Genomic DNA, 24,855 nt, shown 5'->3' with positions numbered 1-24,855 from the left:
CAAGCCCTTATGTTGAGGAGGCGGAGTTAGAATGAACAAGAAAATATGGATTGCAGCCTTGCTGGTAACGGTTATGGCAGTTGCTGCTGGATGTGGAAGCAAGCCAACAGCTGCTCCGAATCAGACGCAAGGCGCAGGAACTGAAAACAATGTAACCGAGGTTGAAGGTGAAACAATTACCGAACCGGTAACTGCTGAGCCTGAAGAGAATACAACGCCTACAGAATCGACGGAAAGCAGTTCGGAGGAAGAGACTACAACTACTCCGCCAAGCGAAACGTCTACGGAGAAGCCGGCAACTTCCGAAAGTAATGAAAAGAAAACGATCACTGTATTCTATACGGATGAAGAAGAACTGGAGTTGCACAAAGCTTCGGCAGAGATTTCATACGCATCGGATGATGCCAAATATAAAGCTGCCTTTGAATCACTGCAACAGAGCAAAGACGCTAAACTTGTTCCGCTGTGGTCTAAAGAAATTGAATTGAAGTCTGTTCAGTTCAAGGATGGAGCTCTTACGCTGGATATTCATATGCCAGATACGGCACGTCTTGGAGCAGGTGGAGAGTCTTATGCACTGGATGCTCTAAAACAAACGTTCTTCCAGTTTGATGAAGTAAAATCACTTGATTTACTGGTGGATGGTCAGCAGACGGAGAGTCTGATGGGCCATGTGGATCTTGAACATCCAATGACAAGATCCGAATAGGCTGTACAGCATACTGTTGTACCGTGAATCCACGGAATATGGGTCGTTTTACATGAGAGAGGGGAATCATAGGTGACTTTTAAATATAACAATCCATCACACTCTAAAAAAGTAGTATCAGCCGTGCTTGCAGGCATGATGGCCCTTAGCGCCGGCGGAGCTGCCATGGCAGCAGAATCAACAGAAACGGGGCAGGGTCAGACTGCTGCAATAACAAATACGGCTGCACCAACTGGTTTGTTCAGTGACATCAAGGTCGGATACTGGGCTGAAAAACATGTCTACAAACTGGCATATCAAGGTATTCTTCTCGGTAACAACGGCCTGTTCCGTCCAGGAGATGCGGTAACACAGCAAGAAGCTGTAACGATGGCAATCCGTTTTATGAATCAAGAGGGCCAGTTGAATACCGACACGGCTGCGGCATTACCGACAAACATGGAAGTGGGAAATTATTTCAAGCCATATGTCGCGCTGGCACTTCAACTGGGACTGATTGACAAAACGGAAGAATCAACGGTGGATGTATCCAAGACCTCCTGGGGTCAAAAGCCGGCTTCACGGGAATGGATTACGAAATTGTTAATCCGTTCATTGGACAAGGATGCTGAAGCGAAGGCACAAAACAATCAATCTACCGGATTTGCTGATAATGCAAGTATTTCCGAAAGTGGTAAAGGTTATGTCAATCTGGCTGTTAGCCTGGATCTGGCCAAAGGTGTGGAAGGCAACAAATTCAATCCAACCGGTTCCGTAACCCGTGCTCAACTGGCTACCTTCTTCAGTCGTGGTGAATCGTTAACGGATACAACGTACCCGAACACATCCACGGGTTATGTGACAGGATTGAAAGATGGGCAGATCACGCTGGTTGTGGACGGCAAAGCCGTTAACTTCGCAGTGAACAGCAGTACGCCTTACTTTACGAAAGACAGTGAAACTCGTGCTTCCGCCACAGATGTGAAGCTGTATACAAAAGTTATGGTTGTAGGTTCTGCAGGTGGGGCTTCCTATGTGGAAGTTGTTGATGCTACACCGCAGGTGGAAAGTGTTGAAGGTACATTTGCACGTTCATTGTCTGGTAATAAAATTGGTATCTTTGTGGGCGAGAATTACGAAACGTACAGTTATGATGAGGCAACTGCATTCATCGATCAGAATGGTAATGCAATCAAACTGTCCGATATTACGGCAGATAGCATCATCGAAGTACAGCGTGAGACGTTCTCGACTGACAAAAAAACAGTTGCTATTCGTGTGAAATCCGGCATTGTTAACAAGAGTGATAATGGCGTAATTGCTGAAGTATCCACTTCTGGCAAAACGATCAAACTTGTCAATGCAGCGGGTGCAACAGAGCAGTTTGCATACAATGACAATCTGCTTATCACATATCAAAACCGTATCATGTCAGTAGCTGATCTTAAAGCCGGCAGTGCCGTGAAATACACTGTAAAGGACAGTGTTCTGCAAACTATCGCATTGTCTCAAGGTGTGGAGCAATCTGTGCGCGGAACATTGGTTGAGATCGGTGGCAACCAGTCCACGTTAACGTTCAAACGTGAAGGGGGTTCCCTTGAGGCGAAACTGCTGACTGAAAAGCCGGAAGTCATTATCAATGGCATTCAGGATGCAACGCTGAATGATCTCATCACGGATGCAACGAACGGGGATCAGGTGGAGTTGACATTGAACTCTGACGACCAGGTAACGCGTATTCAGGTGATTGGACGTCAAATGGAACCTATGAACGGAGTAAAGGTTGTATCTTACAACAGCAAAACAAAGGTACTTACCGTGTTGGACACCAACAAGAAACCGTTTGTATTTACATTGGATGAGAAAACCAAACTGGACTACAATACGACCAAACCTACACTCGCTGGTCTGGAGTCGATTTTAAATGATGGCCGCAAATTGGATCTGACCTATGTGGGAACACGTGCGTTGTCCGTTAAAGTGATTTACAAGTACGAAGGTACGATCAGCAACATTGACACATCGGGCAGAAAAATCAGTTTGTTGTCTGGTAATCAGACGATTACAGTGCCTTATACTACCGCACCTACGGTTGAGATCTATAACAAATCGGGCGCAAGTCTGGGAGATTTGAAGATTGGTGACAAAGTGACTGTAACGCTTGGGGCAAATCAGGATGTAGTGCAGAAGGTTGCACTGAACACTGTGGCTCAATTCGAAGTGGTTGCCTTGGAAGCAAATAGTCGTATTCGCGTAAAATCCGATCTGTTGACAAGTCAGTTCTACGTGGATCAAGCGGTACTGACAGGAGAGAGTGGTCAGACGATCACACCTTCACAACTGACAGCAGGCAACCTGATTAATGTAACGTTTGAAGGAGCTGCGCCAAAAGCGGTTCAAGTCGTGAAGCGTACGCTGGCTGAAGTTACAGCGGTGGATGCTTCATCTGTAACGCTCAAGCAGTTTAACGGCCAGACTGAAACCGTGCCTGTTAGCGGTTCGGTTAAAGTCGTAAAATCTGGCTCCATATTAACTTCATTGACTAGTCTTACGGTCGGAGATCGTGTGGAAATGACAAAAGATACGGATAATTCCACACGTTTCAGAGTACTGACTGTCATGAGCAAACAATTCTGGTCTTATGATGGCGTGGGTAACCAGATTTTGGTTAAACGGGAAACGACAACAGACACCAACTATCGTTTTGCACTCGGATCAAGTGTATTTGTTCACCAGGGTGACAATACTTTAAGCGTGCAATCTCTCAGAGATAATGATAATATTGTATTGTATCTCCTGAACAATGTTATTCTGGAGATTCAAAAACAGTAATCGTTTCTTTTCGAGGATCAAAAGAATGACCGTCTTGATACGGGATCTTTCCCGCATCAAGACGTTTTTTTTGCAAGCTTTTTGAGGTCCCCGCAAAGTACTCGGATGAAGCTTCGAAGTAAGGCTCCGCAGAGTGGAGTCATTTTGTGGGAGGTAGCTCTTCATGAATGCAGCGACGGTTAGACATATACTCGAAACTATGGAAGCAATGTTTCCTGATGCACATTGCGAATTAAATCACAGCAATGCATTTGAATTGACGGTAGCTGTCCTTTTGTCTGCCCAGTGCACCGATGAAACGGTGAACAAGGTAACCGCAGATTTGTTCCAGAAGTACAGAAGCCCAGCAGATTATCTGGCAGTTCCTCTCGAAGAGTTGGAACAGGATATTCGGCGAATCGGTTTGTACCGGAACAAGGCCAAGCATATTCAGAACATGTGCCGAATTTTAATAGAGCAGTATGGCGGTGATGTACCGCAGGAACATGATCAGCTTGTGACGCTACCAGGTGTCGGGCGGAAAACCGCGAATGTAGTTGTTTCCAATGCGTTTGGAGTACCGGCAATTGCGGTAGATACTCATGTTGAACGTGTATCCAAGCGGCTGGCGCTTGCGGGTTGGGATGACTCCGTACTTGAAGTCGAAAAGAAACTAATGAAGCGCGTACCCCGGGACGAGTGGACTTTAACTCACCACCGGTTTATATTTTTTGGACGCTACCATTGCAAGGCACAGAACCCTGCGTGTCATATCTGTCCATTGCTGGACATATGCAGGGAAGGGAAAAAACGTATGAAAACGTCCCAAATCAGGAAAGATAAGGAACGTGTCACCACCCGAAAACGAAAAATAAATTAATGAGTAGAAAAGGATGAATAATCATGAAATGCATTTCCGTGTACACTGACAATTTTGAGGCCTTCTCCGATATCTTTGAACAAATCGTTGAACAGGAAATGGCTGAAAATGAAGAAAAAGAAGTAGAAGGTATCACAGTAAGCCACTCTGGCGACGTGCCTGAACATTATCTGGAGCGTATGTCCGTTAAACCAGAAGTTGTTGTTATGAGAGACAAAGGCAGAGACATTACAATTCTGCAACATGGACAAGTATTTGAAATCTTGCTGCCTTCCATGGAGAACGCAGTTTCATAAGAAGTGATTACACTATTGTTTCTGTTGTATTAATGTCATGAGGATCGTTGTGGTTAAGGTGATCACATCGCATTCATGCAACAGACACTTGGCGTAAGCATTTGCTAAATACCGAGTATAAAACGTATTACAGATAAAACCGACTTGTTCGGTTTTATTTTTTTTAGATTATAGAACTTATACGTCCATTTATGTATATTCAATTCCAACCGTTCAAATTCAAACTTGATAATGTTAAAATAAATGTTGTAAAAGAGATAGACGTCGAAACGGATGTCAAATTAGAGGAGCCAGGGGGAAGGCCAGTCATGTCCAGAACAGATTACCCAAAAGAAATGGCCAAACCTCTGCTTCCGCTGCGTGAAGCGATGGAGCAGACAGGGGACCATACGGCTGTACAGGCTATAACGGATTTAATCAGCAAGGCTGAAATGAAACATCTGACGATTGCGTTCTGTGGTCATTTCTCTGCAGGCAAATCGAGTCTCATCAACAGTTTATGCGGTAAACGGGTCCTGCCTTCAAGTCCCGTGCCAACAAGTGCAAATGTGGTATCCATACGTAATGGTAAGCCAAGAGCGCTTATTTACACTACGCCAAACGTAAGCGCTGACAATGGAGCAGGAACACTTGAAGTTTCTCCAGAGGAATTGGAGGCGTATTGCAAAAATGGTGGAGCTTACAGCTCGATTGAGGTATGGGATGATATTCCTCTGCTGAAAGATGATGCTGTCCTGCTGGATACACCAGGTGTGGATTCAACAGATCGCGGACATAGTCTCGCGACCCATTCCGCGCTTCATCTGGCAGATGTGGTCTTCTATGTCATGGACTATAATCATGTTCAGTCCGAGACAAACCTTTCATTTGCCAAGAGTCTGTCGGATTGGGGCAAACCGTTGTTTTTGATCGTGAATCAGATCGACAAGCATCGGGAGCGTGAGCTTTCCTTTGACCAATATACCGAAGGTGTCGAAGCTATATTTGCGGCCTGGGAAGTCAGATATGACGGACTATTGTTTACTTCCTTACGCGACAAGCAGCATCGCTACAACCAGTGGGATATGCTGCCGGAACTTATTGGACACATGATGCAAGAGAAGGAAGCGTTAATTACGCACAGTTTGGCAAGTTCGGCCAGTCATGTAACGGAGCAACATCTGACGAGAGAAGCGGAGAAACGTGAAGACGAAGAGAATTCCCTGCTGGATGAGATTGGTGGCAAGGAAGGAATTGAACGCTTGGAACGAGAGTTGGAGCTTCTTGATATACAAGCAACAGACATTCGTACTGGGCCTTCGCGAGTGCGTGAGAAATTCCGGGCGGAGCTTGAACCTCTTCTGGCAAATGCAAATCTTACACCTGCGGATATTCGTGCGTCGGCTGCTGCCTATTTGGAGAGCCGCAAACCAGGTTTCAGGGTAGGTTTATTGTTCTCAGGTGGCAAAACCGAGCAGGAGAAACAACGCCGAGCTTCTGAGCTGGTCAGACTGTTACAGGATCAGGCTTCCGGACAAGTTGAGGTACATATTCGTACGATGCTTAGACAGCTGGGTGAGTCCCATCAGCTATGGGGAGCGGAGTGGGAGCAGGCGCTTAATACGGAGCTGCCTGCTGTAGATGAAGCACTATTGGAGATGAAACGCAGTGCCAGTGCAGAGGTATCTCCAGAGTATGTGATTCAGTTCAGTAAAGATGTGCGGGGCGAGATTGAGGCCCGCTATCGCAGATCGGCCATGATGCTGGCCGACCGCATGCTGGAAGCGCTGGCAGCGCAAGGCGAAGCCGCGCTCCAGGCGCTGGACGCCAGCCGCGCAGCGCTGCTGGCGCAATCCGCGGCGGCGGCGCGCTACACGGCGCTCCAGCGCAGCGCCGCCGCAGAGGCAGCAGGGCTGCGCAGCCTGCTGCCTGATGCGGGCCCCCTCCCCTCCGGGCTATTGCCGGAGGTGAAGGGCCCGCACGTGCCCGCGGTGCCTGAACCGGGCGAAGCCCCCGGTCCGCATGCGGGCACGTCAACGTCTGTGGCTGCGCAGCCACAGACGCCAGAGGCACCGCCGCAGCAGCGCGCAGTCGCAGCGGCGGTGCCTGGGCCATCGGCGGCGGCTGGCGCTGAACGCCGGCGACGCCTGGACGCAGCAGCGGCACGCCTTGAAGCCGCTGCTGCGCTGGTAGAGCCGTACCCCGCCATGGGGTCGGCGGTACGGGATCTGCGTGCCCGCGCGGCTTCGCTTGCGGGTGGCACGTTCACTCTGGCGCTGTTCGGAGCATTCAGCGCCGGCAAATCCTCCTTCGCCAACGCGTTGCTGGGCGAAGCTGTACTACCCGTCTCGCCGCATCCAACAACAGCGGCGATTAACCGAATCATGGCTCCTGCCGGGGGCGCGGAGCATGGAACAGCCCGGGTCCGCATGAAGACCCGGGACGCCTTCCAGGAAGACCTCGCTTATTCCTTCCGTTTGCTCGGACTGGGTGAGCCTGGAGCGGAGTGGCAGAAGCGAGTACGCTCCCTCTCACCACAGGATGTGCATCCGGCGGGGCGCCCGCATTACAGCTTTTTGCAGGCGGCAGCAGCCGGCTGGGAAGAAACAGCGGACCAGTTAGGTCAGGATGTGCTGGTGGATCTGGACGGTTATCGTAACTTTGTCGCAAACGAGAAGAAGTCCTGTTTTGTGGACAGTATCGATCTCTATTACAGTTGCGATGTGACTGAACAAGGCATTGTACTGGTAGACACACCAGGAGCGGACTCCGTGAATGCTCGTCATACGGGTGTAACCTTCAATTATATGAAGAATGCGGATGCACTCATTTTTGTAACGTATTACAACCATGCTTTCTCACAAGGAGATCGCCAGTTCCTCAATCAGTTGGGACGCGTTAAGGATAGTTCTGCCATGGATCAGATGTTCTTTGTTGTGAATGCCAGTGACCTGTCTTCCTCCGAGGAAGAACTGGAGCAGGTTCTCGATCATGTGAGCACCCAACTGCGCAGTAATGGAATTCGGGCACCACGACTCTTCCCGGTATCTAGCATACTGGCGATGGAAGGCAAGATGGCAGGTGATTCGAAGTTGCTTGAGCAATCTGGTTTTAACCGTTTTGAGGAAGAGTTCAACCAATTTGCAGGCAGAGAATTAGCCGATCTTGCTGTAAGTGGAGCTTGGGAAGAGATGGCACGTGTCATTCAGCGGCTGAAGAATCGTGCAGAGGATGCGGCTCAGGGTGAAGAAGTATTGCAGCAGCGGCGGGATGAACTAGGGACTATTCAGGGGCAGTCACGTCAGCGCATACAGCAACTTGCAGCAAGATCGATGAAGGAAGAACTGTCACAGGAAACAGCAGAATTACTCTTCCATGTGCGGCAGCGGCTTGCCTATCGCCTTGGTCTATTCATGGCAGAAGCATTCCATCCATCCGTACTTCGGGAGGATCGAGGCAATCTGAAGATGGCTTTTGCAGCCTGTGGACGTGAACTGTTACGCATGATTGCCATTGAACTGGAGCAGGAACTGCTTGCTACCACCCTCAGACTTGAACAGGCAGGTCAGACCTGGCTGATGAAGCAAGTTACGGAATGTATAGATGAGGTGAGACAGTTATCAGGGGGCGTGGATGTGTCACTGCCACTGAACGAACGCTGGACTACACCTGTGCTTGAAGAAGTTCGTCTGGAAGAACCGTCTGGATGGAAAAGCTATTTGAATTATTTCCGCAATCCGAAACAGTTCTTCGAAGGGGATGGACGTCAGCGGTTACAGGGGGCACTTGATCCTGTCCTCAAACAGATGATCATTGAAGTTCTTCCTGCTGCGCAAGAAAAACTGATTCAGTTTTATGACAACCAGCTTTGTCAATCATTGCAACACCAATCCCGTCAGTTGGAAGAGCGTCTAGACGAGGCGGTAAGTGGAATTCAAGATACACTGGAAAGCGGAATTCCGGCGGAGCAATGGACCAGCTTGTCTAACCAACTGGAACAGATCGAACACAGTTAAAATCACGGCATGACGTGTATTCTCTGGAAGTCTTTGTAAAACAAAATGAATGATACAGCAACACATTGAAAATGTTGCGAAAATCAATCCAAAAAGGCCCCTGCCGAAAAGGCATATAGGGAGCCTTTTTTTGCTACGAACAACCTGAAATAAAGAGAATATTCAAACATTTGATTGAAAGGTGGGTATTTACCTTCGTTAATGCGTCAATAAGCTGAAAGCAGGCAGAATATGGTCTGTTATTCGCTTTGCCGCGAATGGGGTACGGTGATAAACTTCATAAATGTTCATAGTATTTTTGAACGACATAAGAGGAGGAGAAACATGGATGTTCTTAGGCAACTGCAAATCTTTTTTTGGGAAAAGCGAACGTATTTATTTGTATCAATCTTGTTCCTCGCCTTAGCGACCGCACTTGGGTTGGTGTATCCGTACATGCTGAGGATACTGATTGATGATATTATTGTTCCGCGAACTTTTGAAGACGTTCCCATCATTGCTTTGACTGTGTTAGGTGTAGTTATTTTGAAAGCGGGAATGCAGTTTTTACACGGTTTTTTTGGAGGACGCTTGGGTAACTTCCTGGCGTACAGACTTCGTAACGCATGTTACGAAAAGCTTCAATTTTTATCCTTCCGTTATTATGATACGGCCAAGACAGGTGATCTGATGTCCCGCCTCACGGGAGATTTGGAAGCCATCCGTAACTTTATCGGATTTGGTTTCGCCCAGATTCTCAACATGGTTTTGATGGTCGTGTTCGGCGCAATCATGATGATGACCATGAGTTGGCAGCTTACGCTGTTCACACTCATATGCATCCCATTACTTGCCTTCGTTGCGCTGAGATTCGAATCCAAAATTCACCCTGCATTTCAGGAGATGCGGCTGGCGCTCAGTTCACTGACGACAGCGGTACAGGAGAATATCACTGGAGTACGTACGGTAAAATCCTTTGCACGTGAGCCTTATGAAGTGGAGAAATTCTCCACACGCAATGAGCGTTACAAGACGAATCAGATTCATGCCGCAACATTGTGGAGTCGCTATTTTCCAATCATGGAGATTCTTGCTTCGGTGAGTATCGTTTTGTTGCTGATAATCGGTGGAAGAATGGTTATACAGAAGACGCTGACACTCGGTGAACTCGTTGCCTTTTTCAGTTTGATCTGGTACATAATCGGTCCAATGTGGAACCTTGGGTTCCATATCAACAACTATACGCAATCCAAAGCTTCAGGTGAACGGGTGCTCGAACTGCTCAATACGCCAGTGGATGTGGAAGAAACGCAAGATCCGGTCATTGTGGAGGCAGATCAGGTCAACGGCCATGTAACGTTTGAATCCGTTACCTTTGCCTACGGCAATAAAATGCCAGCGGTAACCGATATTAATTTTGATGCTGCACCCGGTTCTGTAATCGGTTTCCTCGGGGGAACAGGGTCAGGTAAATCGACCATTATTCAGCTCCTGATGCGTGCCTATAACGTGAACTCGGGAACGATCAAGCTGGATGGCAAAAACATCAAAGATATAGGTATCCGTAGTTTGCGGAGTCAGATCGCTTCTGTTTTCCAGGAAACATTCCTGTTCTCATCCAGCATTCGCAATAACATATCATACGGACTTAAGAACGTCACTATGGATGAAATTATCCGTGCAGCCAAGCTGGCCAAGGCTCATGAATTCATTATGGAGTTCCCGGACGGATATGACACGGTGGTTGGTGAACGCGGTATGGGATTATCGGGTGGACAGAAACAGCGGATTGCGATCGCAAGGGCTTTGCTGAAAAATCCGAAAATTCTGGTACTTGATGATGCAACCAGCGCCGTGGACATGGAGACAGAACACGAGATTCAGTCCGGTTTCCAGGAAGTTATGCGCGGCAGAACAACATTTATTATTGCACACCGGATATCTTCACTACGACATGCAGATGAGATTCTGGTGCTCGATGAAGGTCGCGTGGTACAACGTGGCAAACATACCGAACTCATTGAAGTGCCTGGACCATATCAGGATGTTTATAAAATTCAATATGCAGATTATATTGCCCGCGGTAAGCGGGAGGCTGGGGAGCAGGTGAATTCATGAGTGCCGAAACGATAGCAGACAGGCGCGAGGCAAAAGTGGCCTCTGAGAAGAAACTGAATGAACGATTTGTGTATCAGGATGATGAAATTATTGAAAAACCGTTTAACTGGAAAGAGTTCGGACGTTTATTTGCATACATGAAACCTTATGCAAAACAATTGTTACCACTCGTTATTCTAATGATGATCTTGGGTACCATTACGAAATTGTCCGTACCTTTTCTAATCAGTCTGGCGATTGACCGGGCCATCGCACCGGCAACGGGGTTGCCAAGCATGACTATGCTATATCTTATCGCAGGCTCCATATTTGTGTTGTATCTCATTCAGTGGGCTGCCAATACGTACCGGATCAAATTGACAAACATTATCGGACAGCGTGTTATTTATGACCTTCGCTCGGATCTGTTCAAGCATATCCAGAAGCTGTCCTTTAACTTTTTTGACAAAAGACCGGCAGGTTCCGTACTGGTACGTGTTACAAATGATATTAACTCCCTTCAGGATCTGTTCACGAACGGTGCAGTTAACGTCATGATCGACTGCGTACAGTTGCTCGGCATCATTGTGATCTTGCTGTTGATTAACTGGAAACTGGGTCTTGCCGTGATCATTACGGTGCCAATCATGTTTATCATCTCGACCAAACTGCGGGTGCTGATCCGTCGGGCTTGGCAGGATGTGCGCATGAAGAACTCTCGGATTAACTCCCACTTGAATGAATCCATTCAGGGGATTCGAGTGACTCAGGCTTATACCCAGGAAAAAGAGAACATGAAATACTTTGACAACATGAACCTGTCCAGCAAAAAGTCATGGGATAGAGCATCAGCGATGAACCAAGGCTTCGGACCGCTGATTGAGATTACCGGCGGTTTCGGTACATTAATCCTCTTCTGGTTTGGTGCTTACCTGATTCAGGAAGGTCAGTTGACTGTGGGATTACTTGTGGCTTTTGCCAACTATGTCGGCAACTTCTGGGACCCAATCAACCGTCTGGGACAGATGTACAATCAGTTGCTGGTTGCGATGGCATCATCGGAGCGTATCTTCGAATTCATGGATGAAAAACCAAGTATCGCGGATAAACCAGGTGCCAAGCCACTTCCTTCTATTAAAGGAGATATCGCATTCGAAAATGTGGTGTTCGAATACGAGAAGGGCAGACAGGCGCTGAAAGGAATCAGTTTCTCGGCGGCTGCGGGACAATCGATTGCACTTGTTGGTCATACGGGCTCGGGTAAAAGTACGATCATCAATCTGATCAGTCGTTTCTATGATATATCCGGCGGACGTCTCACCATTGACGGACAGGATGTGCGGGATGTAACGGTAGAGAGTTTACGGAGCCAGATCAGCATTGTATTACAGGATACTTTCATCTTCTCGGGTACGATTCGTGACAATATTCGATTTGGACGACTGGATGCAACAAATGAAGAGGTGGAGGACGCAGCCAAAGCAGTCAATGCACATGAGTTCATCATGAAGCTGCCTGGCGGATATGATACCGAAGTAGAGGAACGCGGGAACGTATTATCCATGGGACAACGACAACTGTTATCCTTTGCCCGTGCGCTGCTTGCTGATCCACGCATACTGATTCTGGATGAAGCTACAGCGAGTATTGATACAGAGACAGAGCTTAAAATCCAGGAAGCGTTGAAGGTGCTGTTGCAGGGAAGAACATCCTTTATGGTCGCTCACCGTCTCTCAACCATCCGGAATGCAGATAACATTATCGTCCTGGATCATGGTGAAATTAAAGAAGAGGGCAACCATGAGCAGCTTATCCAAAAACAAGGCGTCTATAATGGATTAATAGAAGCTCAATACAGATTTTTGTGATGAAAATGAAAACTTCGGATGCTTGTGAAGCGTCTGAACATCTATGAACTTATAACACTCTGGTGTTCTATAGCCTGTTCTTTCAATAATAAGTGCATCTTATTCATTGAAGACAGGTTAGAGGATAGCCGGAGTGTTTTTTTTAAACGTTAGTGTGGTATGTTATATTTTTGAAGAATGAAATCAATACTATCGTTCATGGCTGGAGGGAGATCAATGCAGATGGACAACAACGAAATAAATTCAAAGCATTTGGATCACCTGGATCATATGATTTTTAGGCTCCTTCACGTGAATTATACAAGTGATCCTGCGACGGAGTGGTTTCTGAGGAAACACTTCATTGAAACATACATGTTAATATTTGTAGCCAGTGGACAAGGGTGGTTGAAAATAGATGGCAGTTTCATTGAATTAAAGGCGGGAGGACTGTATGTAGGCTTCCCGGGGCAACTGGTTGAGGCAACTGTGCATTCGTTGGATGAACGAGGTGTGTATCACATGGATTTTGATGTCATGTACGCACTGGAGCAGGAGGGTGGAACAGCCCTTGAAATGATGAAGCAACTTTTACGTAATGAAGTGAATGGCGAGGTCAGCTCATCTTCGCTCGTTGCTGTTGGCGTGATCTGTCAGATGATTTACCACCACACGTTGAAGAAGGATGGTTTGCAAAGGTACTATGGTCAGATTCGTTTTCAGGAACTATTGTATACCATGTTTTACGAGGTGGCCTGTGCCGAAAAGACGGATCTGGCTTCACCAATTGAACATGTTAAAAGTTACATGGAGCAGAATTATTCGAAGAGATTAACCATTGAGGAATTAGCAAATGTGGCACGAATGAGCCCTCGACACTTCATGCGTTTATTCAAGAAAAGGTATGGTTACAGTCCAGTGGACTATTTAACGCTATACCGAATTAAACAAGCCCAGATCTTAATGAGAAATGATCACAGTTATCGACTCAAGGATGTGGCATCGTACGTGGGTTATCAGGATGAGACGTATTTCCGGCGTAAATTCAAGCAAATCTCTGGCATTCCACCAGCAGCGTTTATACGTAATAGCAAACAAAAAATTGCTGCGGTTCATTCTGTGAGCATTGGTATACTGCTTGCATTGCAGATCATTCCCTGTGCCGCGCCGGCAAGTCATCCGTGGACATACTATTACCGACGTAAATATGAAACGGACAAAGTTATGCCACTCGCAGAGAGTGAGACCACCTGGCTGGAACAGCTTCGATTAGTTAAACCTGATTATATTATTACTGTTGGGACGGAGTCTGAGGATTTGCAAAAACAGCTTCATTCCATTGCTCCTGTGTGTGACCTCCCGTTGGGAAAAGGAGATTGGAGAGAGCATTTGAGATATGTTGCAAGCTTTTTGGACAGGTCTGATATTGCAGAGGTATGGCTTCAAAGATATAAAGAGAAGGCAACGACCATAAAGGACCAGCTTGAGGATTTCATACGAAAAGACAGATTAGTTGTACTCAAAGTTTATGGTGAAGCGTTGCAGATGTTAGGCCCAAGGAGTATTGCTTCCGTTTTTTACGTTGATATGCAAATGGAGGGTCCCGAAGGAGTTGAGACTTATTGGGAACGGGGCACAGTAACCATTAGGGAGTTGTCTGTTCTCAACGTTGAAAGAATATTACTGATTGTGGGTGATGATGAGACATCCAGGCAGACATGGTCTGCTGTGCGTAAGTCTGAAGAATGGCTTGCGTTGTTAGCGGTACAGAATGGCAGAATGGATATGCTTTTGTCGAGCGTCCTGCTGGACTACACTGCATTTACCCATGAGCTTATGTTGGATGAAATATTAAAGTTATGGCAAGATCGTCCATAGCAAAAAGTCTGAATAGTCAATATCATACCTGAACATATTTTAATATACTTACTCCTATATCAAATGATAATGATAATTATTATTAATTAGACGTTGTCATAACTAAATGCCATATAGGGGGTACATAAAGAATGAGATTCAGATGGTTAACGGTACTATGCACCATGATGTTGGTGCTCATTATTTCGGCTTGTGGTGCAGCGGGGCAAGATGAGGCTACGAGCGAAGGTCAGAAGACTGGTTCTACCAATACATCCACAACAGAAACAAGTCAGGTAAAAAAAGTGAACACGGAAATGGGAGAAGTTGAAATTCCGGTGAACCCACAAAAAATAGTTGGTTTGTCGGTTGTATATCCAGAATTTTTATATTCACTTGGCATCGTACCCATTGCTGTACAGAACTACCATGAGGATTTTCCTTCTTACTTGCAAGAAGCATTCGCAAACACGATGAAAATGGGAATAGGAAGAACGCCTAACTTTGAAGCACTCATGGAGGCAGCTCCGGATTTAATTACCGCTCCTGACTGGTGGTCCAAAAAGGACTATGATCAGCTTACTCTGATTGCACCTACCGTACTTTTGCCACAGCGTGATGATTGGCGCGATGAACTGCGGGATATGGCCAAAATTTTGGACAAAGAAGAACAGGCAGAAAAGGTGATTCAGGATTTGGTGGATAAGGAGAAGGTAGCTGCTGCCAAATTGGATAAGCTGATTGGAGAGGAGACTGTTCTCTACATTAGAGTGATGGAAAAAGAAATCGTACTTCATGGTGAGAACCTTGACCGAGGAAACTTTGTCCACAAACGATTGGGAATGAATCCACTTCCTAATTTCCCGAAAGATCAAACTGCCATGTCCGTATCCTTGGAAGTACTGCCTGAATACAACGCAGATCATCTGATCGTTCAGCTGGATGATGAGACTAATCCGGAAATTAAAAAGAAATTTGAAGATATGTTATCTTCATCATTATGGAAAAATCTGAAAGCAGTCAAGCAGGACCACGTCTATATGGTGGGTGGCAAGGAATGGTTCAATCTGGGAATGTCTCCACTTGCCGATGAATATGTCATTGATGATATTGTTGCTACTTTTGAAGCAAAAAACAAATAAAGCAAACGGGTAAAGTGACATGTATCTAGAGTTCATAACTAAATTAACAAGGTGTGTTTAAAATGAATGAAGAAGATATCTATGATGTAACCATCATCGGAGGCGGCCCTGCTGGCATGTATGCGGCTTTTTATGCAGGGATGCGTGATATGAAAGTTAAAATCATCGAAGGTAAAGACCAGCTTGGTGGATTTCTGCACACCTATTCGGAAAAAACAATTTGGGATGTAGGCGGTCTACCGCCTATGAAATGTTCGAAGTTGATCGAGTGGCTTGTTCAGCAGGCAAATACATTTAATCCAACGGTTGTATTGAATTGCAAAGTGGAAAGGTTCACTCGACTGGATAACGGAATATGGAGTATGTATATCACTGGAGGGAAGATACATTATACGCGCACGATCATTGTTGCAGTGGGCCGCGGTATCGCAGAAATTCAAAAATTGAAGCTTCAAGAGCCAATGGAATGTGAGTATGAAAATCTTCATTATACCGTCCAAAATCCAGAACATTTTTCAGGGAAACGTGTGCTCATTTCAGGAGGAGGCAACAGTGCAGTAGATTGGGCAATTGAACTTGCTCAACTTGCTCGCAGTGTAGTTGTAATCCACCGGAATAATGAGTTTCGTGCAATGGAACGCAATGTTAGCGAGATGAACAATGTAACGGATGTCAGAACACCATATAGCATCACACGGCTTCATAATCATGGTGAACGTATCCATCAGGTTGTAATTACGCATATGGAGAGTCAGGACAATGTATTTTTAGATGTGGATGAAGTCGTCATTAGTCATGGGTATAAAAGCAATCTAAGTGATCTTGTCAGTTGTGGCTTAGCAATGGACGATGGAATGGTTCTAATGAGTCATCATGCACAGACGAGTCTGTCGGGTGTTTTTGCAGCAGGAGACTGTGCGACGCACGAAAGCAAAGTTAGACTCATTGCAGGAGCCTTCAATGATGCGATCGTGGCAGTTAATAGTGCGAAACAATATATGACGCCAGGTGCACCAAAGATGGCTTATGTTTCTTCCCATAATGAAATCTTTAGAGAAAAAAATCGACAAATCCCAAGTCTTTAAACTTGGGATTTGTTTGCGTATTTTGATTCGTTGGAGTATTAAAGTCTGCTCTGTTAACATTTCCTTAATTTTGGGAGGAATGGAAGGAGTATCGAATCCGAGAGCAGTAATTGTAAAATTTGATCGAAAAAACACAAAAAATCTTGTAAAATTCACAAGAAAAATAGGGAGCACTCTTGCAATCTTTAACCAAAACCCCGAAAATAGAGAGACAGACAGATATAGAAGATTTCTCTTTGGGAGGATTGGAAAGAACATGTGGGGTGCTCCTTTTACGGCTCAAGCCAAAAAAATGCTGCTACTAGGCAGTGGAGAATTGGGAAAAGAGGTCGTTATTGAGGCCCAACGACTGGGAGTAGAGACGATCGCTGTTGATCGTTATGAGAACGCACCTGCGATGCAGGTCGCGCACCGGTCTTACTGCATCGACATGCTGGATGCCGAAGCTTTGAAACAATTGATCCGTAAAGAAAAACCTCATTACATCGTACCTGAGATTGAAGCTATTGCAACAGAAGCTTTACTGGAGCTTGAGGAAGAGGGATTTTGTGTAGTACCTACTGCCCGAGCTGCACGTTTAACGATGGATCGCGAAGGCATCCGTCGGCTTGCAGCCGAACAATTGAAACTTCCGACAGCTGACTACCTTTTTGCGGACAACCTGGAACAACTTCAGGAAGCCGTACGTAAGCTTGGCACACCTTGTGTCATTAAACCATTGATGAGTTCTTCCGGCAAAGGGCAGAGTGTATGCCGAACACCGGACGACGTGGAGGATTGCTGGAATATTGCTCTTTCGGGGGCTCGTGGCAAATCCGTTCGTGTTATCGTGGAGAGCTTTGTGCAATTTGACAGTGAGATTACATTACTCACCGTTAGATCTGTATCAGGCACCGTATTTTGTCCTCCGATTGGTCATATTCAAAAGGATGGGGATTATGTCGAATCCTGGCAGCCTCATGCAATGACTCCTGAGCAATGGCAGCAAGCTTGTCATATTGCCAAATCCGTCACGGATGAACTTGGCGGGTATGGACTGTTTGGAGTGGAATTGTTCCTCACATCGGATGGGGTTGTGTTCAGCGAGGTATCTCCTCGTCCGCATGACACGGGTATGGTTACAATGGTGACGCAAGACAGTTCCGAGTTTGCGCTGCATGTACGTGCAATTCTTGGTTTTCCGGTCACAGGTGTACATCTGTTGACACCGGGAGCTTCAGCAACGCTGAAGGCTAATGATGAAACATCTGACTTTACTGTAGGCGGGATTGAAGAAGCACTGGCTCTTCCTCGTACTCAGATTCGTGTATTTGGCAAACCTGAGACCAAAGTAGGACGCCGAATGGCTGTAGCCTTAAGTGCTGGCCAAGATGTGGAAGAAGCTCGTAAAACAGCGGTGCAAGCCGCTAATATGCTGAAAGTGGAGGTAAATCATGTCCAATAATGTTGAGGCCCCTGTACTGATGATCCGAGAGTGTGAGCTGCGAGATGCTGAAGCGGTAACGGGACTGATGCGAGAGGTCAGCTATCCGACAACAACCAATGTCATGAAAGAACGTATTGAATGTTTGGAAACCAATCCAAATGCATGCATGCTTGTTGCCGAAGTGGATGAACAAATTATTGGTGTGATTGGCTTGCAATGCGTGCAAAGTCATGCCTATCCAGAACCTGCCGCACAAATTACTTCCCTGATTGTAGGTCAAGAACATCGTGGTGGTGGGATTGCCCGTCGTCTGATGGCTCGTGCCGAAGATTGGGGCAGACAGCAAGGTGGTAAACAACTGTTTGTCACGGGTGCAAACCGTGAAGTGACTTCAACAACGTACTCTTTTTATGAGCACATTGGTTTTCAGAAGAGAGGTTATCGGTTCAGTAAAGTTCTTCTATAGTATAAATAAAGTTTCTTCTATTGCATGGAAATTCTCATGATATCCTGATCTGCAGATTCTTGTGTGGTGAATGATAAATAGATGGTGAAGCGACATTCGACTAGCATTTTTAGTCCGAATGTCTTTTTTTTATGCTTTTGTCGATGGGGGGAGAGCCTTACAGGATAAGCCCTCAGTCAAATCTGTAACATTCTAAAAAATGACAAAAAAGTTACTTTTCCATATTTTATAGGTTCACAATCTCCGGTTGAATTGATATACTGCTAGAGTATTAATTACAAAGTTGTAATAACTAATCTTAAGGAGATGAATGAATTTGAAAAAGAAATGGATGAAAACTGTCGTAACGAGTAGTCTGACAGCCGTACTGGCCGTAGGGGTAATGCTTCCTGCTTCCGCGTCTGCTGCAGATTCAACATATAAGACTATCACAACGTACAAAATTACAAGCACAGACAGCTTGAAAGCTTATATTGAGAAATGGCTCAAACAAAATGGATACACCGTATCCGAGGGGCAAATTGTAGAGAAACCTGCTACGCAGCCTGATCAAACGACAAAACCTGCTGAGCCGACCACAAAACCAACTCAACCAACAACAAAACCTGCTGAGCCTACAACTAAGCCGGAGCAACCGACTAAACCAGCACAACCAGCTCAAGAAGAAAAACCGGCAACTACACCGGCAAAAGATCCTTCAAACACAGGTAACAATACAAGTAATAATGGTAGCGAAAGCACACAATCCGACTTTGCTACTCAAGTTGTAAAACTTGTGAACGCTGAGCGTGCTAAAGCAGGTCTGAACGCACTGACTTCAGATGCACTTCTGGACAAAGTAGCTGTTGCGAAAGTAAAAGATATGAGTAACAACAACTATTTTGACCACCAGTCACCTACGTATGGTTCTCCGTTTGATATGATGAAACAATTCGGAGTAACATACAGCTATGCAGGTGAGAACATTGCCCAAGGACAAAAAACACCACAGGAAGTGGTTACAGCTTGGATGAATAGTGAAGGTCACCGCGCTAATATCTTGAGCAAAAACTTTACACATATCGGTGTAGGTTTCTATAACGGATACTGGGCACAAGAGTTTATCGGTAAGTAATCGATTTATAATGAAGAAAGTATGATTTTCTTTTCCACAAGGTTATGCCAGTACACAGTTCATATCTGTGTATGGTATAACCTTTTTTCCGTAAAATGACATATAAAAAATGAATTCTGCGAATGCAGCGCCAAAGTTTGCAAATTAACGACAGAACATTTATGTTATTTAGGAATAGCATCATCAAGGCGTGTCTGAAAACTCCGAAGTAAGCGGATTTTCAGACACGCCTTAATGTAAAGTCATTATAAATTATAAAGCACCCGGATTGGTGTACATGAGCGGAGATGTGATGATGAAAAAGAAAAAAAGCCTTGATTCAGCACCATGGATCTGGAGAACTGTCAGTACAGTATCCATCTTGGCAACTTTGCTGTTGTTATTTGGATTTGGATACGCCATAAAAGACGTGATTTTCCCCGAGGGAGATTCCGCATTAACTACAGGTCAGGAGGCAACTGCTCCATCTAAGGATATCGAGGGGAAACCCGCTGTCGTGGAAGATGGCAAGATTCGGATGGCCGTCATCGGCGATTCCCTGGCAAGAGGCACGGGGGATGATGAAGGACTCGGTTTTGTGAGACGTGCAGGGAATCTGCTTAAAGATAAAGGATATGATGTTCAGGTTCTTAATAATCTGGGTGTGAACGGTTTGAGAACAGATGCTTTATTGGAAAAACTCGATGAGCAAGGCGTGCGTTACGTCCTGCAACAGTCCAATTTTATTTTGCTCTCGATCGGCGCAAATGATTTGTTCCAGGGAGGACAAGTTCTCCAGGGGGAAGATCCGCCAACAGCAGAGCAGCTGGCAGCGGCTTTGCCGGAAACGTCCAAGCGCCTTCAAGAGATATTGAAGAAAGTCAAAGAAATTAATCCCGATGCACAGATTGCGTACATAGGGCTGTACAATCCATTTGGTGATGTGAAGGAACTGGAGAAGCCGGGTAATGCAGTAGTTGCTGCATGGAACGATGCTGCACTGGCTATTTTGAACAATGAGGACAAGATGACACTGGTCCCTACATTCGATTTATTTGAAAATCATCTGGGGGAGTATCTCTCGTCAGATCATTTCCATCCCAACGGACAAGGTTATGAGCAAATTGCAGTTCGGATTGCACAGGAATTCCAGGCAGATACATCGGCAGAAGGGAGCGGAAATTAAATGGCAGAGCAGCAGTATGATTCCGTCCTATCCGTACAGAATCTGAAAAAGCGGATCGGACGCAAATGGATCATTAAGGACGTTACATTTGACGTGAAACCGGGTGAAATCTTCGGATTTCTCGGTCCCAACGGTGCCGGCAAAACAACTACGATACGGATGCTGGTCGATCTGATCAAACCAACAGAAGGAAAAATTAAAGTCTGTGGTTATGATGTGAATCGGGACCCTGAGCGTGCTTTGAAGTATGTAGGCTCCATTGTTGAAAATCCGGAGGTATATACATATCTGACAGGGTGGGAGAACCTGGAGCATTTCGCTCGCATGCAACCAGGTGTGGACAATGAACGAATTCAGGAAGTTGTAGATATTGTGCGTCTGGATCAGCGGATTCACGATAAAGTCAGAACGTACTCATTGGGTATGCGTCAACGGCTCGGTATTGCACAAGCGCTGCTTGGGCGACCGCGTCTGCTTATTCTGGATGAACCGACAAATGGTCTTGATCCAAAAGGGATTAAGGAACTTCGTGTCTTTATTAAGCAACTTGCCAGTGAAGGTATGGCTGTATTTGTCAGCAGTCACTTGTTAAGTGAGATCCAGCTTCTCTGTGACAGAGTAGCCATTATCAGTGCTGGGCGTGTGCTTGCTGTTGGAGGTGTAAGCGAACTGATTGAAGATCATTCCAAGTTGGCCATATGGCATGTTTCACCACTGGAGCAAGGCAAAAAAATGTTGCAGGATGCAGGCATTGCTCTGGTAGGTCGACCTGCGGATGTGATGGATGATACCATTGTTGCGGGCCTTGGTCCCAACGCTGTGGTTGCCGAGATGCACGAAGATCGAATTCCTGATATGGTGCAACAGATGGTTCAAGCTGGTGTACAGGTTGAAGGGGTACAGCGGATTCAGCCTACGCTTGAACAACTATTCTTAAAAATGACAGAAGGTGAATCCATTGAGTAATATCATGCCGCTGATCCGCAATGAAACGATTAAGATGGTGAAGAAAAAACGGCTTTATATTATATTTATTGTACTTGCGGTCCTCGTACCGATGTTTACGTATGCCCAGATGAAATCTGCGGAGAATAATCGCGACAAGTTTGGCGGCGATTGGCGTCTTGAACTGCAACAGGCCATCACAGACAATCAAAATTCGCTCGGTAGCGATCGGGTACCTGAAGAGTACAAAAAATATAGAACAGTATATATCCAGCAGATGCAGTATTATCTTGAGAATGACATCAATCCCAAAGAACCGGGCGGTGTCACCTTTACGCGGGAGTTCATGAACAACGCGGTTGGATTGTTTATTCCACTGTTAATCATGGCTATTGCTTCAGATCTTGTTTCTGGTGAACGTACGACAGGGACGATTAAAATGCTTTTAACGCGTCCGGTTAGACGCTGGAAAGTGCTTCTGAGTAAATTAATTACGCTGATTATGTTTGTTTCGATCATAGTGGTATCAGCCTACATTATATGTTATGTCATATCGGGCGCGGTCTTTGGTTATAAAGGCTTCAACATGCCAATCTTCACAGGATTCAAAGTTGTGGGAACAGATGTCGATATGTCGGCAGTGCATGCTGTAGACCAGTGGCTTTATATGCTAATGCAGGCAGGACTGATCTGGTTTGTGAGTGTAATTGTGGCTATGCTTGCATTTATGGTATCCGTGCTTGTGCGCAGTACTGCTGCAAGTATCGTTATCATGATGGCCGCGCTGATTGCAGGAACAATCTTGACCAGTATGGCAGCATCTTGGCAGACAGCGAAGTATTTGTTCATGGTTAACCTCGAACTTCCGAATTATTTGTCTGGCGGGTTACCTCCAATCGAGGGTATGAATTTAGGTTTTTCCCTTATTGTGCTTAGTGTTTGGGGCATTGCTTCACTCATTGTGTCATTCCTTGTCTTTACGAAACGGGATATCTTGAATTAAAATGGACAAGGATAAGAAAACATCTGTTTGCATTTTAGGCATTTTTTTAGTTGCAAGTTAAGAAGGGGGAGCATGAATGGTCGAGCAAATCGATATGTCGGCAGGTTCGACAGGCGGAGGACAGGGGTCTTCAGGCTACGACGCGGACGACATTCAAGTACTTGAAGGGTTGGTAGCGGTACGGAAACGGCCGGGGATGTATATCGGCAGCACCAGCACTTCAGGTTTACATCATTTGGTATGGGAAATTGTCGACAACGCTGTCGACGAACATCTCGCCAAATTCTGCTCCAAAATCGATATCACGCTGCATAAGGACGGTTCTATTACGGTTCAGGATAACGGAAGGGGAATTCCGACAGGTATACATAAAACAGGGATTCCTACTCCCCAGGTCGTGTTTACGATTTTGCACGCAGGCGGAAAGTTCGGTGGATCAGGATACAAAAAATCAGGCGGTTTGCACGGTGTAGGTGCGTCAGTTACAAACGCATTGTCCGAGTGGCTTGAAGTCGAGATTTTCCGTGATGGCAAGATTCATCGTCAGCGATTCGAGTATTGGAAGGACAAAAAAGGGATTGAACATGTCGGTGAACCGGTCTCCGGTCTCGAAGTGTTGGGCAATACCAATCGGACAGGTACAAAAGTTACATTTAAACCGGATATTCGGGTGTTCCAGAGCGGCATTCAATTCAATTATGATACATTGGCAGAACGTCTTCAGGAGATTGCTTTTCTGAATTCGGGTCTGAGAATTGTGCTCAAGGATGAACGTTCGGGCAATCAGGATGAATACATGTATGAAGGCGGAGCAAGCCAGTTTGTTGCTTTTCTTAACGAAAATAAAGATGTGTTGCATGATGTAATTCACTTCTATGCGGAGAAGGATGACATTGAAGTCGAAGTGGCAATCCAGTATAACGCGGGTTATACGGAAACACTGGCTTCGTTCGTGAACTCAATCCCTACTCGGGGCGGCGGTACTCATGAGACCGGATTCAGGGCTGCGTATACCCGTGTAATGAATGATTACGCGCGGCGTACCAGCATGATCAAGGAAAAAGATAAAAATCTCGAAGGTAATGACCTGCGTGAAGGTATGATGGCCGTCATCAGTGTCAAAATGTCAGATGTTGAGTTCGTAGGTCAGACCAAGGATCAGCTCGGCAGCGCTTCCGCTCGAAGTGCAGTGGATTCGGTCGTGTCCGAAAATATTCAGCGGTTCCTGGAAGAAAACCCTCAGGTAGCGCAAACGTTAATTCGCAAAGCGGTTCAAGCTTCCAGAGCCAGAGAAGCGGCTCGCAAAGCACGGGATGATATGCGTACAGGCAAAAAGCGCAGTGAAAGTTCCAACCTGAACGGCAAGTTGACGCCGGCGCAATCGAAGGATTTTACCCGAAATGAGTTATTTATTGTCGAAGGGGATTCCGCAGGTGGTTCTGCCAAACAGGGACGCGACTCGAAGATTCAGGCTATTTTGCCGCTCAAGGGAAAACCGCTCAATCCGGAAAAATCGAAGCTGGCTGATATTCTCAAAAATGAAGAATACCGCGCTATTACAGCGGCGATCGGGGCGGGCATTGGAACCGAATTTGCAGTTGAAGACAGCAATTATTCCAAAATTATCATTATGACCGATGCTGATACCGATGGTGCACATATTCAGGTGCTGCTGTTGACCTTCTTTTATCGTTATATGAAGCCTTTAATTGATGCAGGCAAAGTATATATTGCTCAGCCGCCATTATACAAACTTACTCGTAAGTCTGGTAAGCTTGCGACAGTTCGATATGCATGGACGGATGAAGAGCTGGCTAATTACATGAAGGAATTCGGTAATAATGTTGAGCTTCAACGTTATAAAGGACTAGGTGAAATGAACCCGGATCAACTGTGGGAGACCACAATGAATCCGGAAACTCGTGCGATGCTGAAGGTACAGATTGTTGATGCAGCAAAAGCAGAACGTCGTGTATCTACGCTCATGGGTGATAAGGTTGATCCGCGAAAACGCTGGATTGTAGAGAACGTCGACTTTACAGAGTACGAAGAATAGAAG

At 45.9% G+C, this 24,855-nt stretch carries 17 protein-coding genes; all 17 read left to right on the top strand.

What is annotated here, in order from left to right:
• The first annotated feature begins 31 nt into the window (after positions 1 to 31).
• The 17 genes from AC4E8D_RS19200 (at position 32) to parE (ending at position 24,852) form a co-directional block, all read left to right on the top strand.
• Positions 32 to 709, top strand: coding sequence for a GerMN domain-containing protein (locus AC4E8D_RS19200; protein ID WP_490205084.1), 678 nt, complete (start codon positions 32 to 34; stop codon positions 707 to 709).
• 72 nt (positions 710 to 781) lie between these two features.
• Complete coding sequence (locus AC4E8D_RS19195) at positions 782 to 3,520, top strand: S-layer homology domain-containing protein (RefSeq protein WP_490205083.1); 2,739 nt, start codon at positions 782 to 784, stop codon at positions 3,518 to 3,520.
• A gap of 163 nt (positions 3,521 to 3,683) precedes the next feature.
• Positions 3,684 to 4,379, top strand: coding sequence for an endonuclease III (gene nth, locus AC4E8D_RS19190; RefSeq protein WP_036607558.1), 696 nt, complete (start codon positions 3,684 to 3,686; stop codon positions 4,377 to 4,379).
• 23 nt (positions 4,380 to 4,402) lie between these two features.
• The gene (locus AC4E8D_RS19185) at positions 4,403 to 4,675 is read left to right on the top strand and encodes a hypothetical protein (RefSeq protein ID WP_017687779.1); all 273 of its coding nucleotides are present in this window, start codon (positions 4,403 to 4,405) and stop codon (positions 4,673 to 4,675) included.
• A gap of 308 nt (positions 4,676 to 4,983) precedes the next feature.
• Positions 4,984 to 8,670 carry a dynamin family protein gene (locus AC4E8D_RS19180; RefSeq protein WP_339304772.1) on the top strand — a complete coding sequence of 1,229 codons (3,687 nt, stop codon included), beginning with the start codon at positions 4,984 to 4,986 and terminating at the stop codon, positions 8,668 to 8,670.
• 324 nt (positions 8,671 to 8,994) lie between these two features.
• A complete protein-coding gene (locus AC4E8D_RS19175; RefSeq protein ID WP_237174750.1) occupies positions 8,995 to 10,767 on the top strand; it encodes an ABC transporter ATP-binding protein in 1,773 nt (590 codons plus the stop codon).
• Positions 10,764 to 12,614 (top strand): ABC transporter ATP-binding protein, encoded by a 1,851-nt coding sequence (locus AC4E8D_RS19170; protein WP_036613270.1) that lies wholly within the window; start codon positions 10,764 to 10,766, stop codon positions 12,612 to 12,614. The genes AC4E8D_RS19175 and AC4E8D_RS19170 overlap by 4 nt, the downstream gene beginning before the upstream one ends.
• Before the next feature lie 354 nt (positions 12,615 to 12,968).
• Entirely contained in the window at positions 12,969 to 14,471 is a 1,503-nt protein-coding gene (locus AC4E8D_RS19165; RefSeq protein ID WP_339304769.1) for an AraC family transcriptional regulator, read from the top strand.
• A gap of 131 nt (positions 14,472 to 14,602) precedes the next feature.
• Positions 14,603 to 15,592 (top strand): ABC transporter substrate-binding protein, encoded by a 990-nt coding sequence (locus AC4E8D_RS19160; protein ID WP_339304767.1) that lies wholly within the window; start codon positions 14,603 to 14,605, stop codon positions 15,590 to 15,592.
• Positions 15,593 to 15,654: 62 nt separating this feature from the next.
• The gene (locus AC4E8D_RS19155; protein ID WP_490205082.1) at positions 15,655 to 16,677 is read left to right on the top strand and encodes an NAD(P)/FAD-dependent oxidoreductase; all 1,023 of its coding nucleotides are present in this window, start codon (positions 15,655 to 15,657) and stop codon (positions 16,675 to 16,677) included.
• A gap of 256 nt (positions 16,678 to 16,933) precedes the next feature.
• Entirely contained in the window at positions 16,934 to 18,121 is a 1,188-nt protein-coding gene (gene purT, locus AC4E8D_RS19150) for a formate-dependent phosphoribosylglycinamide formyltransferase (RefSeq protein WP_221820403.1), read from the top strand.
• On the top strand, positions 18,111 to 18,569 hold the full coding sequence (locus AC4E8D_RS19145; protein WP_036613284.1) for a GNAT family N-acetyltransferase: 459 nt from the start codon (positions 18,111 to 18,113) through the stop codon (positions 18,567 to 18,569). The genes purT and AC4E8D_RS19145 overlap by 11 nt, the downstream gene beginning before the upstream one ends.
• Before the next feature lie 316 nt (positions 18,570 to 18,885).
• The gene (locus tag AC4E8D_RS19140) at positions 18,886 to 19,683 is read left to right on the top strand and encodes a CAP domain-containing protein (RefSeq protein ID WP_221820404.1); all 798 of its coding nucleotides are present in this window, start codon (positions 18,886 to 18,888) and stop codon (positions 19,681 to 19,683) included.
• A gap of 292 nt (positions 19,684 to 19,975) precedes the next feature.
• Positions 19,976 to 20,848 carry a GDSL-type esterase/lipase family protein gene (locus tag AC4E8D_RS19135; protein WP_490205081.1) on the top strand — a complete coding sequence of 291 codons (873 nt, stop codon included), beginning with the start codon at positions 19,976 to 19,978 and terminating at the stop codon, positions 20,846 to 20,848.
• Positions 20,849 to 21,814 carry an ABC transporter ATP-binding protein gene (locus AC4E8D_RS19130; protein WP_100527270.1) on the top strand — a complete coding sequence of 322 codons (966 nt, stop codon included), beginning with the start codon at positions 20,849 to 20,851 and terminating at the stop codon, positions 21,812 to 21,814.
• Positions 21,807 to 22,796: an ABC transporter permease gene (locus AC4E8D_RS19125; RefSeq protein WP_036613298.1), complete on the top strand. Its 990-nt coding sequence runs from the start codon at positions 21,807 to 21,809 to the stop codon at positions 22,794 to 22,796. The genes AC4E8D_RS19130 and AC4E8D_RS19125 overlap by 8 nt, the downstream gene beginning before the upstream one ends.
• A gap of 76 nt (positions 22,797 to 22,872) precedes the next feature.
• Positions 22,873 to 24,852 (top strand): DNA topoisomerase IV subunit B, encoded by a 1,980-nt coding sequence (parE, locus tag AC4E8D_RS19120; protein WP_221820406.1) that lies wholly within the window; start codon positions 22,873 to 22,875, stop codon positions 24,850 to 24,852.
• Positions 24,853 to 24,855: the final 3 nt, after the last annotated feature.

It is taken from the genome of Paenibacillus sp. SRL342 (assembly GCF_984798905.1).
The sequence above is the reverse complement of the archived record's forward strand: the minus strand, read 5'-3'. Positions and strand labels throughout refer to the sequence as shown.

Coding starts and splice junctions, on each gene's coding strand:
- AC4E8D_RS19200 (WP_490205084.1), top strand. CDS start 32: ATGAACAAGAAAATATGGATTGCAGCCTTGCTGGTAACGGTTATGGCA.
- nth (WP_036607558.1), top strand. CDS start 3,684: ATGAATGCAGCGACGGTTAGACATATACTCGAAACTATGGAAGCAATG.
- AC4E8D_RS19185 (WP_017687779.1), top strand. CDS start 4,403: ATGAAATGCATTTCCGTGTACACTGACAATTTTGAGGCCTTCTCCGAT.
- AC4E8D_RS19180 (WP_339304772.1), top strand. CDS start 4,984: ATGTCCAGAACAGATTACCCAAAAGAAATGGCCAAACCTCTGCTTCCG.
- AC4E8D_RS19175 (WP_237174750.1), top strand. CDS start 8,995: ATGGATGTTCTTAGGCAACTGCAAATCTTTTTTTGGGAAAAGCGAACG.
- AC4E8D_RS19170 (WP_036613270.1), top strand. CDS start 10,764: ATGAGTGCCGAAACGATAGCAGACAGGCGCGAGGCAAAAGTGGCCTCT.
- AC4E8D_RS19165 (WP_339304769.1), top strand. CDS start 12,969: ATGTTAATATTTGTAGCCAGTGGACAAGGGTGGTTGAAAATAGATGGC.
- AC4E8D_RS19160 (WP_339304767.1), top strand. CDS start 14,603: ATGAGATTCAGATGGTTAACGGTACTATGCACCATGATGTTGGTGCTC.
- AC4E8D_RS19155 (WP_490205082.1), top strand. CDS start 15,655: ATGAATGAAGAAGATATCTATGATGTAACCATCATCGGAGGCGGCCCT.
- purT (WP_221820403.1), top strand. CDS start 16,934: ATGTGGGGTGCTCCTTTTACGGCTCAAGCCAAAAAAATGCTGCTACTA.
- AC4E8D_RS19145 (WP_036613284.1), top strand. CDS start 18,111: ATGTCCAATAATGTTGAGGCCCCTGTACTGATGATCCGAGAGTGTGAG.
- AC4E8D_RS19135 (WP_490205081.1), top strand. CDS start 19,976: ATGATGAAAAAGAAAAAAAGCCTTGATTCAGCACCATGGATCTGGAGA.
- AC4E8D_RS19130 (WP_100527270.1), top strand. CDS start 20,849: ATGGCAGAGCAGCAGTATGATTCCGTCCTATCCGTACAGAATCTGAAA.
- parE (WP_221820406.1), top strand. CDS start 22,873: ATGGTCGAGCAAATCGATATGTCGGCAGGTTCGACAGGCGGAGGACAG.